The following is a 14,849-nucleotide window of genomic DNA, read 5'->3' on the forward strand; positions in this document are numbered from 1 at the left end:
ACGTCAAACTATCCAGCATCAGACCCAATAAGCCATCACAATCCACCGTCAAATGGGCTCAAACGTTGATCGGCCCAGACATTGAACTCGGCAACCGTCGTCACATTGCCTGGATAATGAATGGAGCCACCCATTATCGCCAAACGCTTTGCGCGTCTAATTGTCGTCGGGTCCAACGCGAAGGCCAGCGCAAGATTGGTCAAGGGCCCGATGGCAACAAGCGTCACTTCCCCCTCAGGACTATCCCGCAGAATATCCAGTATCGCAATCGCTGCCGGACGCGCCTCGATTGGTGCTGCGGATTGCGGAAGGCTGATTCCGCCAAGCCCATCCGCCCCGTGCACGAGGTTGCTTCGAGGGGCTGTTTGATCCAGAGGCGAGAATGCGCCCTTGAACACAGGGGTTTCCGGCCGGCCACCCAAAGCCACAATCCGCCGGGCGTTTTCAAAGGTTTGGTCAACAGGCCGGTTACCCGAGACCGTCGTTACCGCATGAATGTCAAGCTCCTCCAACCCCAATGCGAACAGGATGGCAAGGGCATCGTCGATCCCGGGATCGCAGTCCAAGATAATCTTCTGTTTCATTTGTCCTCCGACGCAATGGGCCCGGGCATCAATGTTTCGATGTGCCGCCTATCCGGCGCGTCCGTTGGAGTAGGGATTTCCACATCCACTATTGACGCCAGGTCTGTATATTGGTACGTACCACTTTGTGTAAAGCCAAAAATGGCCTGCCCAAGGCAGACATCGTTCTGCCAGACCCTATGATGAACGGGACAAGTGGAGAAACCAGTGTCGAAAGCCCGCTATGTTGAAGTCGCCAATATGATCGCCAAAGCGATTGATACCGGTAACCTCAAAGAGCGCGAGGCCCTGCCTGCGGAACGCGCTCTCTCTGACGACTACAGCGTTAGTCGCGAAACGATGAGAAAGGCTATCAAACTTCTTGAAACACAAGGATACCTTGTTTCGCGTCATGGGCGAGGCACGTTTGTGGCCCCTGACCAGATGCGCCACATGCATCGCTCGATTGACGGGTGGAGCGATGAAGCCCGTCGCAACGGGCAAATCGCCAGTCAAACTGTCCTGAAGTTCGGGCAGGTTGTTCCTGCGCCCGATATTTGCAAAGCACTCGAACTGCCCGCCAATACCCGCGTGTTGCGCCTTCACCGTATCCGGCTGTTGGATGGCCAGCCCGTTGGGCTGCACGACAGCTATGTCCACACCGGCTCAGATCATCAGCTGCGCCGTGACGAACTGGAAGCTAGCGGCTCGCTCTACGCGACTCTCAAGGCCAGGTTTGGTCTCATCCTTACCGATGCAGCCGAAAGCATCAGCGCCGTCATGCCAACAGATGAAGAGGCACAGTTGCTCGAAGTCACCGGAATGACGCCATTGCTGCGGATCGCACGGATGACGGTCTCGGATGATCTCAGGCCCGTGGAATACTGCGAGATGAAATACAACCAACGCTACAGCTACGACACCGTCGTGCGTCGGCGCGGGCTGGAAAACTAAACAAATCTACCAACGGAGGACTACCATGAAACATCTACTCGCTACCTGCTGCGCGGCCACCCTCGGCTTGGCATCGCCGGCCCTTGCCGACGCCCCACAAAGCGTCGCTTTCTTCGTCAACGGGACATTGGGCGACAAGTCGTTCTTTGACAGCGCGCAGCGCGGTATGGACCGGATCGCCGAAGACTACAGCCTGGAAACCCGCACAATCGAAGCTGGTTTTGATCCGACCCGGTGGGAATCTGCCCTGATTGATCTTGCCGATAGCGGTGAATACGACACGATTGTCACCGGTACGTTCACAATGGTCTCTTATGTTGAAAGCCTGTCTCAGGAATATCCCGAGGTGAATTTCATCATTTTCGACGGAATCGTAAACTATGACGACTGCGGATGTGAAAACGTACACTCCATCCTCTTCAGACAGAACGAAGGCGCCTATCTGGCCGGGGTTCTGGCAGGAACGTTGACGACCGAAGCGACGGACGCGCTTAACACCCAGGAAACTCTGGGATTTGTGGGCGGTATGGAGATTCCGGTCATCCAGGACTTCTTTGTCGGCTATGAGGCTGGTGCGAACTCGGTTCTTTCGGATGCGACTTTCCTCGAACAATACGCCAATAACTTTGGCGATCCGGCCATCGGCAAGGAAATGGCTCTTGCGCAGTACGGACAGGGCGCGGACATTGTATTCGCCGTAGCGGGCGGTACCGGCCAAGGCGTACTGGAAGCTGCAGCAGAACAGGGTCATCTCGCGATTGGCGTCGATTCTGACCAAGCGGCAATCTTCGCAGTGTCGAACCCGGAAATCGCAAACCGCATCGTGACCTCGGTTCTCAAAAATGTGGACAATGCCTTGGTTTCGGCCTTCGGGCGCATTCTTGATGGTGAAAAACTGTTCGGCACAGCCGATGCGCAGGGCCTTGAATCAGGCGGTGTTGGCCTCGCGATCAATGACGTGACGCGCAAATATGTATCCGACGAAACCCTGGCCCGTATTGATAAGATTTCCTCCCAGATCATCGACGGGACCATCGACGTGCCGACAGCATTCTAATGTCGACACTATCCCCGGGCACTCGTCTTTGCCCGGGGAGCCAACCGGGGGAAGATCATGCAAGATGATATCGTTGTATCCGTAAGCGAATTGGGAAAAACTTATCCCAACGGCACAGAAGCCGTGAAGGAGGTGACGTTCGATCTGAAGCGCGGCGAAATCCACGCGATCGTCGGTGAGAACGGCGCCGGGAAATCAACCGTAATGAAAATGCTTTACGGCCTGGAACGTCCGACGACCGGCACGATTGACGTTGGTGGTAAGACCGTCGCGTTCAACTCTCCGCAGGACGCGATTGATCTGCATATCGGCCTTGTCCACCAGCATCTGATGCTGCTTGACAGCCTGAGCGTTGCCGAAAACATCGCACTTGGGTCCGAGCCGGTTAAGGGCCTGTTTCTGAACAGACAAGATATGAATGCCGGAGTGGCCGAAATCGCCGAAAAATATGGGATGGCGGTTGATCCGGCCGCCATCGTCGGTCGCCTTGCTGTCGGGTTGAAACAACGTATCGAGATATTGAAGGCGCTATACAAGGGGGCGGAAATTCTGCTGCTCGACGAACCCACCGCCGTACTGACACCGCAGGAAACCCGGGATCTGTTCAAGGCAATCAAGGGTTTGACGCAATTGGGCATGACGGTGGTCTTCATCACCCACAAGCTTGTCGAAGTAAAGGAAGTCGCTGATCGCGTGACTGTCATGCGCGATGGCAAAGTCATGGGGCAGGTCAACGCCGCCGACGTCACCGTGGCCGACATTGCAGAGATGATGGTGGGGCGGCCCGTCACATATATCCCGGCTCCACGAAAGAACCCGGACGTTAAGTCAATTGTAGAGGCCCGAAATCTGACCTTGATTGGCCTGGATGGTCGCGTTCGCTTGAACAACGTCAGCTTCGATATTCGACCCGGAGAAATTCTCGGGGTGGCCGGTGTCGAAGGCAACGGCCAAGCCGCCCTCGGGCAGGTGCTGATCGGCCTTCTGCCACCAGCAGAAGGTGAAGCAAGCATAAACGGAAACACTTTCACGGGTCGTGGAGTTGGGGCCGCTCGGAGCCTAGGCGTCGCAAACATCCCTGAGGACAGAATCCATGATGGCATCGTCGCCGACATGTCAATCGAAGAGAATTTCATTGCGGCAGAATACGCTAACGATGCTTACTCGCGATCCGGCTTTCGGAAGCGCGCGGCCGTGAACGCGGCCGCAAAAGCAATGATTGAGTCCTTCGGTGTCAAAACAGCATCAGAAAAAACCCCGATTGGCGCTCTGTCCGGCGGCAATATGCAAAAGGTTGTTCTCGGGCGCGAATTTTCGACCAATCCTAAGTTCCTGATCGCCGCCCAACCAACCCGTGGTGTGGACATCGGTGCCGCCGAAGGGTTGCGACAGCAGTTGGTTGACCTGCGTGATGCAGGAACCGCGGTTCTTTTGGTCTCGGCAGATCTGGAAGAGACAATCGCGCTCTCCGACCGCATTATGGTCCTTTACAAGGGCGAAGTCGTCGCCCATTTCAACGCAGATCAGGCAGACGAGAACGAGCTTGGCCTCTATATGCTCGGAGCAGAACGGCAAAGCGATGCAAGCGCTTGCCTATCCGACCGGCAGGAGATGTCCGATGTCTAGCGCTATTGCAAACCAGTCTTCCATCCTAAGGGAAATCTTGAAAACGATTTTTGTGGTCGGGATCGGATTGCTGATTGGAATGATCATCATCCTGTTCATCAGTGAGGAGCCCACAAAGGTTTTTGACGCTATTCTCACCGGGCCGCTTCCCTCTTCGACGGTTCTCGATGACGGGACGATCCGGTGGCGTGGCATGTCGCGCTTTGGCACGTTTATCGAAGACAGCATCACGCTGGCGCTCGTTGGTTTGGCGGTCGCGATCCCGTTTCGGGCCAGGCAGTTTTCCCTTGGGGCCGATGGGCAGCTGTTTCTCGGTGCTTTGGCGTCAGCAGCCATCAGTATCTATGTCCCCCTGCCCGGCGCAATTCTGATCCCGCTGGCTTTCACTGCTGCCGTGGTCGTTGGCTTTGTCTGGGGTTGGCTGCCCGGTATCATGAAAGCCAAGGCAGGCGCGAATGAAATTGTGACAACGTTGATGCTGAACGTCATCGCGATACAGTTCTTCATCTTCGTTGTTTTCAATATCATGATTGATCGGCAGGCAGGCTTTATCGTAACCCCCTTCTTTCAGGCCAGTGCCATACTTGAGCCTTTGATCCGGCGCACCAACGTCACCTGGATGATCCTTGTCGCCCCACTTGTCTGCCTGCTTGCCTATGTGTTTCTGGCACGCAGCAACAAAGGATATGAACTGCGTGTTATAGGTCAGAACCCGTCGTTCGGGCGGCAAATGGGGATGCCGGTGGATCGAACTGTGGCACTCTCCATGGCCATCGGAGGCGCGGCGGCCGGGATCGCAGGCTTTCATATCGCCAATGCAATCCTCAAACGCCTACCCAGCGATTTTCCGGCGGGCCTGGGCTTTGAAGGCATCGTTGTCGCCCTGCTCGCCCGGAACGACCCGCGCCTGATCATCCCGGCGGCATTGTTCTACGGGTATTTGCGTGCCGGCGCCCAGGTCATGGAACGGACGACCGACGTGAGCCGCGAAATGGTGCTTGTTGTGCAAGCCATCATCATCCTTCTCACCGTTTCTGAGAATCTGCTGCCCCGACTTGGACAGTGGCTTGGCCTTGGGAGGCGTGCCAAATGACAATCATCGAGTTCTTTCAGACCCTGCTTACCGCATCCTTCTTCGCCGCGATCCTGCGGGCTGCGACCCCGATGATCTTTGCCGCACTGGGTGGCCTGATTTCGGAATTGGCAGGTGTCATCAATGTTGCCCTGGAAGGCATGATGCTGATTGCCGCCTTTTTCGGTGTGATCGGGTCGGCATGGGCTGCAACGATGTGGCCTGATGCAGGGCCATTGTTTTTTGCACTCGTCGGGGCAGCGGCTGGACTCTTGTCCGCTGTATTCCTGGCGCTCGTTCTTGCGATCTTCTATCTCGAATTTGATGCCAACCTGATTATCGCAGGTGTCGGGATCAATATTCTGGCAGCGGGCCTGACGGTCTTTTTGTTGTTTTCCATCTCAGGCGACAAAGGCTCGTCCGCCGGGTTGACCAGCTTTGCTTTGCCCACGATCAGCTTGGGACCCTTGCAAGACGTTCCCGGAATTGGTGGTCTGTTCGCGGGCGCCAACGGATCCGGCCATCATGTTCTGATCTATGTTGCGCTGATCTCTATCGGGCTCGTCTGGGTGTTTTTGCACAAGACGAGGTTAGGGCTGCGTCTGCGGGCCGTGGGCGAAAACCCCGAAGCCTGTCGCACCGCCGGCATCCCAGTCAAGCGCATTCAATACTATGCCATCCTTTTAAGCGGCCTGCTGGCAGGGCTCGGTGGCATCTATCTCTCAATGGGATACCTAACGCTGTTTCAGGCCAATATGACGGCAGGTCGGGGCTTTCTGGCGCTCGCCGCGATCTTCCTCGGGGCGCGCTCTGTATTCGGCACGGCTGCCGCCGCAGCCTTCTTCGGTCTGGCCAGCGTATTTGCTGCCCAACTCGGGTTACTCAACGTGCCCACGGCAGTCGTTTTCTCTTTGGCTCCGCTTGTCACAATTCTCGCCCTTCTTGCCCTTGCCTGGCGTCGGCATCAGCGCAGCGCCCGCCGTGTCCAGTCGGGCCTTGTCACTCTCAGCGCGTCTCGAAAGGAAACTCAAAATGCCAAGCCGCTCTAGCACGACCGAAAAAATCTACTCCGGGCTCCTGGTCGCAGGCATCGGTGACGCTCTTGGGGCCCCCACCGAGCAATATACAATGGAAGAGATTCGCGAGCTTTACGGTGAAAAGTTACTGGACCGTTTTGTATCTCCCCCTCCCGATACTTTCGCCGGGGCGGAGAATGGCAAGACTGCAGAGATAACCGACGATGCCAGCCAGATGTACTATCTGACACGCGAGCTGGTTGAAAAAGGGCCTGCGTTCTCAAACGAAGATTGGATTGCCTGCTTGCTCTCCTGGCGCGAGACCTCGCCCAAAGCTGGGTTTATGGGGCCTAGCACCGAAGCGCTTATTAACGCTTTGAAAGAAGGACGCGACCCTACAAAATTCGGTCTGATCGGCACCTCAAACCGCAAGATGACTAACATCGGTGCAACGAATGGTGCGGCTATGCGCTGCGCACCTGTCGGCATGTGCTTTCCCGGCGATATTCGGTCCAGCTGTGAGATGACACTTAAAACATGTCTGCCGTCACACGACGCCAGTGTGGCAATCGAGGCCGCCTGCGCAATCGCGTCAGGGACGTCTATTGCAATGACCGACAGCGCGACGGTGGACAAAGTCCTGGACGCTTGTTTCGAAGGCGCCCGGTACGGCCGCAATCTTGCTCGGAAACATGGACGACTCGAGGCCGGCCCTCGTTTCAAAGCCAGAACAAAGATGGCCCTGCGTATCGCGCAAGAAGCCAAAAATACGCGCTACTTTCTTGAACGGTTGGAAGCGGAGGTCGGAAACAGCGTTATGGCCGCCGAGTCAGTTCCATGCGCGATCGGCATTTTCGCCTATGCCAATGGTGATCCATGGAAGGTTGTCAAACTGGCCACGAATATTGGCAACGACAGCGATTCCATCGCCGCAATGGCTGGTGCAATGGCCGGTGTATTGAGTGGCCACAGCGCCATTCCAAGCGAGATCGTGACTGAATTTCTGGCGGCGAATGACGATTTCGATCTCAAAACGATGTCCAATACCTTGAGCGCAAAATTCAAGCTCGCCGAGATCGCGGCCGCCTGAATAACGCGATCAAAGGGACCGGGGCATTAACCAAGGCATTTGGCCACGATGACGCTGTTGAGGTCGAACATGCTGCGCAGATCCCATTCAAGCGCCACTGCTTTCCGCACGAAATCACCCTTTGCGCTGTGCGGTGGTATCTGCGCTATCCGCTGTCCTATCAGGATGTCGTCGATCTGCTCGCTGGGCGGGGATCACTACTGACAGGTCGACCGTGTACCGCCGGTTTCAGAAGTTCGGCCCCGAGCTGACCAAGCGAACAGAGAAGTATTTGCGTCGGACAAGTGCCGATTGGCATGTTGATGAGACGTATATCCGCGTCGGCGCGGCAACCCACCGACTTCCAGTCGGTTCAGCTTTAGCGTGAAACAACGTGCTGCAAGGCGAAATTCGGCTACGCGTTCGGGACATCTGCAAACTGAACCTGTCGCGCTTTTCTTCCGCTCCAAGTGCTCGTTTAAGCCACCTTTCGTTCGAAAGCGGCCGGGCTTCTCCAGCACTGTGCCGGGTGACGGCGGCGCGGATTACAGACCCCGCTCTCATGAGAGTTTTTGATCTTCTCGACACGATGAGACTACCCCGCTGGTGCGGAATGGTCAAAGTCTGTAGCCTGTACAAGCGCTGGAGACGGCAAGCCGAACCGATGGTTGTCATGCTCTCATCCGCGGATTGATTACCGCCTGACCAAATTCGATACGGGAGTGCCTCTCTCTAAGAACGGATGTGTTTCCCAACGGGGTGCGAGGATTTCCCTATCCATGGCTGCCATCTCCAGCGTACTGCACAGCCGGGTCTGAGCTTTCCAACCAATGTCTTTGATTTCTTGAGGCAGGTGCGCCGAACGCTTCAGATACGGCTGCCCCTCCTTTGGCGGGTGTCTGTATGACCAACTCGCTTCAACGAGCATAGTTCTGGCCAGCGCATTGCCGGTCTTTGTCAACCGCCCGCGCCTGCTTGTACCTCCGCTCGAATGTTCGCTGGGTACCAATCCCAGCCAGGCCATGAGTTGTCTCGGATTCTCAAAGCGCGTGATATCACCAATCTCGGCCACCATGTCTGACGTCAGCGCTTTTGGGACAGAATTGAGGTTTTCGTAAGGGAGGATTTCTGGTTCATCGTAACCTTCATGGAGTGAAGATGAACAAGAAATCCGGAAGCAGCAAAGCGTCTGCAGATAAATTGGTAAAAAACATCCGCCGCAAGACGCGGCAAACCTATTCGGCGGAGGAGAAGATCTGCATTGTTTTGGCGGGGATGCGCGGAGAAGAAAGCATCTCAGCGTTGTGCCGTCGCGAAGGCATCGCGGAGAGCCTTTATGGGGTCGAGTGCGGCTCAGTGCAGAAAAACACGCTAAGGATTTTTACCGTTTAATATTAATGGGTTAAAATTCTCGAAATTCACGCGTCGACTGTGACACATCACAGAATATATCTATATTTTTCAAAAGCTTATTTTCTTAGACCGAATGAGTGTTTTTGCGGCGAGCGCATCGCTTGTGATTTTTTCGACGAACACGAATTTTTCGACCCTGTAAACACCATTCAGAAATGTCACTGGTTGTGCAAAGCAGGAATGTCATTAAAGGCGCCAGCGGGAACAAGGCTTAGCAGCCCGTAGACTTCAAATATCGAAGGGCTGAAAAGCCTTGTGGGCGAGGGGAGATTCTATGTGCGTCGTAGTATGAAGCGTGTGCTTTTCCGACCTTCTAAAGACAGCGGTCGATGCGGTGAAGACAGCGAAACAGAAGCTTCTATGTTCTATTTGAAATACTAAGCTTGCCAGTTTTGCGGATAGATTGGATTGCCCGCAAAACTGTGCCTGTGAATGCTGGGCCGAATTGCCCTCTGGGGCTACGATCTTCCAGCGTATAAGACGCTTCCAGCACATCGGCGTTCAACTCATCCACGATCACCCAAAGGGGAATATCTGTGTCGAGCTTGGCACGGTGTGCCTCTGTCTCAGGGATAGCGATTGCGATGCGTTCGGCGTCCGGTTTCTTACTGGTGATCGGCGCAATAAACAAAACATGTTGCCCCTGCGCGTTCATCATCACCAGTGCCATACAGCTAGGCCGCTTTTTCCGGCCTTCGGTCTCGCCTTCTTCGGCCTGCCAGTTCCAAAGATAGTGGTAATCAAAAACCTGCCCCGCTGTTGGGAAATCATTTGCCACTGAAATGTTCCTCTAAGCCTTTGTCCAGCAGTGCGCCCAGTTCTGGTGGCATATCAGCTACGGACACAGCAACTTGCGTTGTGCGGCCCTCTGTCAGTGTTTCGTAGCGCTCCATAGACATAACCACAAAGCGGGGCTTTCTGTGCTTCGTGATCGCAACGGGCGCGATCGTCGCTGCTTCGAAAATGTCGGCGGGTGAGCGGTTCATTTCAGCGGCTGCAAATTCTTTCATCTGCCTACTCCTTAGTCCGTTATATATGTAATATACGGATATTTCATATATATGCAAGCAAACCTCGGCAATCTGGAAAGAAAAAGACCAGCCCGGTCCCTAAATCCTCAAGCCTTTCCTTGCGTTCGAGAATAAGGCGCTGCACCCGCTCTTTTTCAGCGGCTTCCCATTGGGCGGCGCCAGTGAACACCTCAAGGGAAACACACTGCCTTTGATAGAAGCTGCCGGATCGCGTCGGCCGGAACCTGTTGGAAGGTGCTGCAAATGACTTTGACCATTTGCGCTTGATCATCCTCGAATGCGATGAAAGGAAGGATTTGAGCGAATTCGACGGACTGGCGCGGGCAGGAGGCGCAGCCGACAACTCGGGTCTGTCTAATTCGCTTCAATCCGGCGGTATCCTTACCGCTAGTCAGCCGAAGCGGCGTTCGACTTGCTCGAACCCCAAGGCTCTATGCCTGTCCAGGCATGTAGTTGTTTGGTGAGGAGGGCAGGGGGCGACGCAGCGCGTCGAACATTGTCTGGAGCACCGCGCCGCGTGCGGCTTTGCGAACACGCGAAAGGGCGCTCTTTCGACCGCCCAGGTGCGATAGCGCCTTAGTCTTGATCTTCCTCTTTTGGTTTGGCTGGGAATGCTGCCATTTCCACACCGGGGAACATGTCGTGCTTCACTGTGACCGAAGTGACGTTGCCGTCGTCGTCGGTGTTGAGGAAGAGAACTCCGCAGGTGTTCCAGACGGTATGACCGCTAAGCAGCCTAGCGCTTGCCACGTTAGGTGGCTCGCCTCCATCGTGTGCAAACGATGAACGAGGGTTGCACTATGAGTGCCGAGCCTCATGCACAGGGAGACGAACCATGTCAGAATATAGCGCATTCGTGGGCCTTGATGTCCACAAAGAGACAATAGCCGTAGCAGTGGCCGAAGCCTCCCGAGGAGGTGAAGTTCGGGAATGGGGAGAGATTGCAAGCACGCCGGATTCTGTTGCGCGGCTGTTGAAGAAGTTAAGCGTGCGTCATGATCGGCTGCATTTTGTATATGAAGCAGGGCCTTGCGGTTATGGCCTGTACCGACAAATTCTAGCAGCTGGTCACGCATGCGAAGTTGTGTCGCCAGCCCATACGCCGCGTCGCCCGGGCGATCGGATCAAGACGGATCGGCGTGACGCAGTGATGTTGGCTCGGCTGTCTCGTGCCGATGAGCTAACGTCGGTTTGGGTCCCGGATGAAGTTCATGAAGCGATGCGCGATCTGATCCGGGTGCGCAATTCTGCTACAAAGGATGTACGATGCGCGCGGCAACGCGTGACAAGCTTTTTGCTTCGCCAGGGCCGCATTTGGGGCAAAACAGCTTGGAAGCGTAGCCACCGTAGATGGCTGGCAAACCAGAGCTTTCCTCACCCGGCTCAACAGGTTGCATTTCAGACATATCTCAATGCAGTGGAACAAGCTGAGGCTCGACGCGATAGTATTGAAGAACAGATCCAAATGTTTGTGCCGGACTGGTCGCTTGCGCCTGTTGTCGAAGCTCTGCAGGCCCTTCGAGGTGTCGCGTTGATTACGGCTGTGACGCTCGTCGCTGAGATCGGCGATATACGCCGTTTTCAGCACCCACGCCAGTTGATGGCATTTCTCGGCCTCGTTCCAGGAGAACGCTCCAGCGGTGAGACCACCCGTCGAGGCCGGATCACCAAAACGGGCAACATACTGGCAAGAAGCACGCTGATCGAAGCGGCGTGGGCATACCGACAACCCGCAAAGATCGGTATGCAAATGATGCTGAGGCAAGAGGGGATTCCCCAGGCTGCAAAAGACATAGGCTGGAAGGCGCAAGTCCGCCTTTGTGGCAGATACCGTCGCTTGGTTGCTCGTGGAAAGAAAATGCCTTTGGCAATCACAGCCGTCGCTCGAGAATTGGTCGGTTTCATTTGGGTTTTGGCGCATACCGTGGAGCCAAACGAGCAAAATACGCAATCGTAACCACCGATAGGTAGAATCGAACAATTCAATGCGGCGGGCTGGGTGCCGGGGAAGGTCAGGGAATCCCCGAGAACTTGTAGGGCAGATCCATCAGGTTTCTATGCCCGCGTTCCAGACAAGGGTCCCGCGACGTATGCCGGAATGCGCTTTGAACGCGCGGATTAGAGTATGATCAACCGTCGCACATTGCCCCGGCATCCTGCCCGCCGCATTTGCACACAAACGGAACCGCCAGTTTCTTCTGGGCGAGTTCAATGCGTTGGAAGCAAGGCTTGACTGCGGTCATTAGAGAAGTTCTTGCCGTCTTTTTCGCCGGTTTTAACGCGCAGTTTCAGAGCTTGTGCCATTTTGTAGATCCTTCATTTTGTGTTTCGATAAACATTTTCTGGCGTGCAGCTATGAGGGGGGTGTCAGCAGGTATTTTGATGCGCGAGGAATGCCCATCACGCAGGGAAGGGCAGGGGAAAATACCTGTTGAAGCGGTTCTTGAACCGCGGCTCACCCCGGCTGCGCGCGATGTTTTATCAGATAGAAACACATATGAGGGATCGGAAATGGTGTGCCTGCTCTAACTGTGAATTTCAAACAGGGAACGGCAAGAATGGATGGGACACCGGGCCAGCTCCACCCGACATTGATGATGCAAACGACCACGAAGTCTCGGTTTGTGCAGCTGATCATGTTCCATGTGGATAGCCACATTCCAGACAGATCAAGTGGAAGATCAAAACAGCGCACGCAATGGCATCGACAAAAACGCCCCAAGGGAAGCCGCACGCGGATCCGCGATAGCCGAAGCGCAGCTGGCCGCAGGGAGATAGGGCAGGGTGGTTCGGGGCGTAAGCCGGTATGCCGGCTGAAGCCTAGGGCGCGGCCATCGCCAATGAACAACTTAGAACAAAGCTATCTTATCGAACTCTTAGCGGAACAGATTGTCATCAATGCTGTCAATTAGCGCTGGAATTGGATTTGAAAGGTGTTCTTGCTCTTCGCCAAAAACTTGCTCGGCTTGGTAACATCGAATTGTTGCTTGAAACACACGCTCAATCAAGGTTGAAACAGTGCTGGTCGTCTCAAAGGCTGCGATGTCGGCAGCGATTTTTTGGCAGGTTTCTTCTGGTAGATTGGCGACGATCTTGCACAATGTTGAGTGCAAATCAGTGCAGCCGTGTTCAATTGCTTCTTGAAAGAACACCAAAGGATCGGTGCCAGCCGAAATATCAAATATGCTCACCAAAAACTCACCAGAAAAAACATTACACCCGACAACACACAGACAACTAACGGAGACCAGTTAAGAAATCCAGCCGGTAGTTTCCAACCGGAGAATCAGAATGTTACGCATGGAGCAACACGGCATCGAGGCTCAAAAGCGTCGCGTCGGACCTTGCAAGTTGTTCCTACTATGTTCCAATTCAGAACATGCCTGCCTCACGCCCACCCATTCGGGCGCATCCCGCAAAACCATTTCGAACAATGAAGGATGCGGCCAGAGACAATCAAGTCATTCTGTTGCGCTGCAATCTTTGCTAGCGCGGCGCGACATTCTTGGCGTCTGACTTGCTGAACATTGTCGCTCATGATCACCCTCTGCACTATCCACCGATGGGGTGCTCAAAATGCGGTGGCACCGAATTTGTTGATGTTCGTGTCGAAAGCATCCGTGATCGCGACTATCCTTCAGAGAAGATGCGAATTGCCAAGAATGGTGTTGGGATTATGTCCGATAACGGCGTCGAATAGGCGGTGTGATGCTCCAATTTGCGGCAGACGCGAGTGATTGCGTTCAATCTCTGGAATACTACACATAATAGAATTAGGTATTTATCAGGAAGCGAAACCTTTCATATTCCCGTCGGTCTCGCAAACCCTAATGGCCGTGCAGGCTCCTTTTGCACGGCCATTTTCTTTCTACCAAAAAATTCCATGCTGGACGGCGACGCGGCTAACTGCTGCGATGCCGGAACATTCCAATCATAGGAGTTGCCAGCATAGTCACGAAAGCAACACGCATTTCGCGGCTTGTGGCAGCGGTGGGAGACCAACCTGTCGTCGTCGGCCTCGATATTCACAAGAAGACCTATTCGGTTGCCCTGTTTCCCAAGGAAGACGGGTTGGTTAAGAGCCACACCTGCCCCTCAGGTGAAGCAGCTATTGCGCATCAGCTGAAAGACTTGGGTATCAACATTGTGCATGTCGTCAACGCGGGGATGAGAGTTACGCGCCAAAATCCAATTCTTGAGCTTGCGATCCCAGTGCGGCCGGCACGACAAGACGCCCGCCGGTTTGCCGTTCTTCTTGATCTTCAATTCTGGCTGCCAAAAACTGCCGAACTCCGAACAAGAAAAGTAACGGCACACCAATTTCTACAAACCTTTCGGCATGGATCACAAATGTCCATAACACCGACAAAAGGCTGATAGCCAGCAAGACAAACGAGTACCGCACGACAAGTTTCGGATGTTTGCTTTGCACACCAATAAAGCCGCGCTGCGAAATCAATGTCAGAGTACTGCCCGTAAGAAGAATTGCGACCAGAACAAATGATTGTGCATTAGCAATCAATGTATCGGCCACAGAGCTTAAGCCAAGAAAAATGATCGTTTCGACTGTTGGGGTAATCACAAGCATATATATGTTGATTCCAAGCAATACTGGATGTGGCCGGAGCCTTCCAATCGTGTAAGCTGTGCAAACAACAGCCGCTAAAATAGCGCCAGCCCAACCGGCAAGTCGTAAGTCACCGCTCCAATGAACCAGCGCTAAGAAAACAATCGACGGAAAGTTCTCGAACAATGCAGTAAACAGTAAGTGTTGGCGAGAATTGGTCAAATGTATCACCTCGAAACGTTTTCTCAACTTCGCGCTAGCTGAGGGCCAATGTCAAGAAAATGACCTGAGTTGACATTCGTCCACATAAGAAAGAGGCCCCACCGAAGCGGGGCCAGTTACCTTTTCAACCACAAAAAGGAACTGAACGACTACCGGCTGGCGCCGGTAGGATCGGCGATGTGCTTTTCCAAGTACTGAAGTACGATGTCCTCTGTGATGGCACCGTTGGTGGTCGAGAAATACCCACGGCCCCAAAATC

Annotated in this window: 17 protein-coding genes and 3 pseudogenes; 11 read left to right on the top strand and 9 right to left on the bottom strand. The window is 54.4% G+C overall.

Annotated features, from left to right (window positions below):
* Nucleotides 1-35 precede the first annotated feature (35 nt).
* Nucleotides 36-584 carry a nucleoside hydrolase gene (locus tag V6N04_RS17735; RefSeq protein ID WP_371171526.1) on the bottom strand — a complete coding sequence of 183 codons (549 nt, stop codon included), beginning with the start codon at nt 582-584 and terminating at the stop codon, nt 36-38.
* A 207-nt stretch (nt 585-791) separates the two neighbouring features.
* Between V6N04_RS17735 and V6N04_RS17740 the strand changes: the two genes are divergently transcribed.
* The 7 genes and pseudogenes from V6N04_RS17740 to V6N04_RS19025 form a co-directional block, all read left to right on the top strand.
* Nucleotides 792-1,517 (top strand): GntR family transcriptional regulator, encoded by a 726-nt coding sequence (locus tag V6N04_RS17740; RefSeq protein ID WP_371171527.1) that lies wholly within the window; start codon nt 792-794, stop codon nt 1,515-1,517.
* A gap of 25 nt (nt 1,518-1,542) precedes the next feature.
* Complete coding sequence (locus tag V6N04_RS17745; RefSeq protein ID WP_371171528.1) at nt 1,543-2,574, top strand: BMP family lipoprotein; 1,032 nt, start codon at nt 1,543-1,545, stop codon at nt 2,572-2,574.
* 57 nt (nt 2,575-2,631) lie between these two features.
* Nucleotides 2,632-4,200 (top strand): ABC transporter ATP-binding protein, encoded by a 1,569-nt coding sequence (locus V6N04_RS17750; RefSeq protein ID WP_371171529.1) that lies wholly within the window; start codon nt 2,632-2,634, stop codon nt 4,198-4,200.
* Nucleotides 4,193-5,293 (top strand): ABC transporter permease, encoded by a 1,101-nt coding sequence (locus tag V6N04_RS17755; protein ID WP_371171530.1) that lies wholly within the window; start codon nt 4,193-4,195, stop codon nt 5,291-5,293. Before V6N04_RS17750 ends, V6N04_RS17755 begins: the two co-directional genes overlap by 8 nt.
* Nucleotides 5,290-6,321, top strand: a complete 1,032-nt coding sequence (locus tag V6N04_RS17760; RefSeq protein ID WP_371171531.1) for an ABC transporter permease — start codon at nt 5,290-5,292, stop codon at nt 6,319-6,321. Before V6N04_RS17755 ends, V6N04_RS17760 begins: the two co-directional genes overlap by 4 nt.
* The gene (locus V6N04_RS17765) at nt 6,305-7,378 is read left to right on the top strand and encodes an ADP-ribosylglycohydrolase family protein (protein WP_371171541.1); all 1,074 of its coding nucleotides are present in this window, start codon (nt 6,305-6,307) and stop codon (nt 7,376-7,378) included. Before V6N04_RS17760 ends, V6N04_RS17765 begins: the two co-directional genes overlap by 17 nt.
* Before the next feature lie 80 nt (nt 7,379-7,458).
* Nucleotides 7,459-7,703: pseudogene (locus tag V6N04_RS19025) on the top strand (IS6 family transposase); the annotation flags it as partial.
* A gap of 348 nt (nt 7,704-8,051) precedes the next feature.
* On the opposite strand, the gene V6N04_RS17770 reads toward V6N04_RS19025, so the two are convergent.
* A complete protein-coding gene (locus V6N04_RS17770) occupies nt 8,052-8,558 on the bottom strand; it encodes a transposase (RefSeq protein WP_371171542.1) in 507 nt (168 codons plus the stop codon).
* Between V6N04_RS17770 and V6N04_RS17775 the strand changes: the two are divergent.
* Nucleotides 8,516-8,695: pseudogene (locus tag V6N04_RS17775) on the top strand (transposase); the annotation flags it as partial. The gene V6N04_RS17770 and the pseudogene V6N04_RS17775 sit on opposite strands and share 43 nt — an antisense overlap.
* Before the next feature lie 433 nt (nt 8,696-9,128).
* Here V6N04_RS17775 and V6N04_RS17780 read toward each other — a convergent pair.
* The 4 genes from V6N04_RS17780 to V6N04_RS17795 all read right to left on the bottom strand — a co-directional run bounded on the left by V6N04_RS17780 (nt 9,129) and on the right by V6N04_RS17795 (nt 10,551).
* Nucleotides 9,129-9,548, bottom strand: a complete 420-nt coding sequence (locus V6N04_RS17780; RefSeq protein WP_371171532.1) for a hypothetical protein — start codon at nt 9,546-9,548, stop codon at nt 9,129-9,131.
* Nucleotides 9,538-9,780: a type II toxin-antitoxin system Phd/YefM family antitoxin gene (locus V6N04_RS17785; protein WP_371171533.1), complete on the bottom strand. Its 243-nt coding sequence runs from the start codon at nt 9,778-9,780 to the stop codon at nt 9,538-9,540. The genes V6N04_RS17780 and V6N04_RS17785 overlap by 11 nt, the downstream gene beginning before the upstream one ends.
* Nucleotides 9,781-9,823: 43 nt before the next feature.
* Nucleotides 9,824-10,072 carry a hypothetical protein gene (locus V6N04_RS17790; RefSeq protein ID WP_371171534.1) on the bottom strand — a complete coding sequence of 83 codons (249 nt, stop codon included), beginning with the start codon at nt 10,070-10,072 and terminating at the stop codon, nt 9,824-9,826.
* 305 nt (nt 10,073-10,377) lie between these two features.
* Nucleotides 10,378-10,551, bottom strand: a complete 174-nt coding sequence (locus V6N04_RS17795; protein ID WP_371171535.1) for a hypothetical protein — start codon at nt 10,549-10,551, stop codon at nt 10,378-10,380.
* A gap of 85 nt (nt 10,552-10,636) precedes the next feature.
* On the opposite strand from V6N04_RS17795, the gene V6N04_RS17800 reads away from it, so the two are divergent.
* On the top strand, nt 10,637-11,758 hold the full coding sequence (locus tag V6N04_RS17800) for an IS110 family RNA-guided transposase (RefSeq protein ID WP_371171536.1): 1,122 nt from the start codon (nt 10,637-10,639) through the stop codon (nt 11,756-11,758).
* A 254-nt stretch (nt 11,759-12,012) separates the two neighbouring features.
* Entirely contained in the window at nt 12,013-12,330 is a 318-nt protein-coding gene (locus V6N04_RS17805; protein WP_371171537.1) for a hypothetical protein, read from the top strand.
* Between the two features lie 347 nt (nt 12,331-12,677).
* Here V6N04_RS17805 and V6N04_RS17810 read toward each other — a convergent pair whose 3' ends face one another.
* Nucleotides 12,678-12,992, bottom strand: coding sequence for a hypothetical protein (locus V6N04_RS17810; RefSeq protein ID WP_371171538.1), 315 nt, complete (start codon nt 12,990-12,992; stop codon nt 12,678-12,680).
* A gap of 326 nt (nt 12,993-13,318) precedes the next feature.
* On the opposite strand from V6N04_RS17810, the gene V6N04_RS17815 reads away from it, so the two are divergent.
* On the top strand, nt 13,319-13,501 hold the full coding sequence (locus V6N04_RS17815) for a hypothetical protein (protein WP_371171539.1): 183 nt from the start codon (nt 13,319-13,321) through the stop codon (nt 13,499-13,501).
* Between the two features lie 474 nt (nt 13,502-13,975).
* Here V6N04_RS17815 and V6N04_RS17820 read toward each other — a convergent pair whose 3' ends face one another.
* Nucleotides 13,976-14,590, bottom strand: a complete 615-nt coding sequence (locus tag V6N04_RS17820; protein ID WP_371171540.1) for a hypothetical protein — start codon at nt 14,588-14,590, stop codon at nt 13,976-13,978.
* 149 nt (nt 14,591-14,739) lie between these two features.
* Nucleotides 14,740-14,849, bottom strand: a pseudogene (locus V6N04_RS19030) (IS200/IS605 family transposase); the annotation flags it as partial.

It is taken from the genome of Aliiroseovarius conchicola, from assembly GCF_041403445.1.
Lineage (GTDB): Bacteria > Pseudomonadota > Alphaproteobacteria > Rhodobacterales > Rhodobacteraceae > Aliiroseovarius > Aliiroseovarius conchicola.

Excerpts from the sequence above, each read along its gene's own strand:
- V6N04_RS17735 (WP_371171526.1), bottom strand. The coding sequence starts at position 584 with ATGAAACAGAAGATTATCTTGGACTGCGATCCCGGGATCGACGATGCC.
- V6N04_RS17745 (WP_371171528.1), top strand. The coding sequence starts at position 1,543 with ATGAAACATCTACTCGCTACCTGCTGCGCGGCCACCCTCGGCTTGGCA.
- V6N04_RS17750 (WP_371171529.1), top strand. The coding sequence starts at position 2,632 with ATGCAAGATGATATCGTTGTATCCGTAAGCGAATTGGGAAAAACTTAT.
- V6N04_RS17755 (WP_371171530.1), top strand. The coding sequence starts at position 4,193 with ATGTCTAGCGCTATTGCAAACCAGTCTTCCATCCTAAGGGAAATCTTG.
- V6N04_RS17760 (WP_371171531.1), top strand. The coding sequence starts at position 5,290 with ATGACAATCATCGAGTTCTTTCAGACCCTGCTTACCGCATCCTTCTTC.
- V6N04_RS17765 (WP_371171541.1), top strand. The coding sequence starts at position 6,305 with ATGCCAAGCCGCTCTAGCACGACCGAAAAAATCTACTCCGGGCTCCTG.
- V6N04_RS17785 (WP_371171533.1), bottom strand. The coding sequence starts at position 9,780 with ATGAAAGAATTTGCAGCCGCTGAAATGAACCGCTCACCCGCCGACATT.
- V6N04_RS17790 (WP_371171534.1), bottom strand. The coding sequence starts at position 10,072 with ATGATCAAGCGCAAATGGTCAAAGTCATTTGCAGCACCTTCCAACAGG.
- V6N04_RS17800 (WP_371171536.1), top strand. The coding sequence starts at position 10,637 with ATGTCAGAATATAGCGCATTCGTGGGCCTTGATGTCCACAAAGAGACA.
- V6N04_RS17805 (WP_371171537.1), top strand. The coding sequence starts at position 12,013 with ATGCGTTGGAAGCAAGGCTTGACTGCGGTCATTAGAGAAGTTCTTGCC.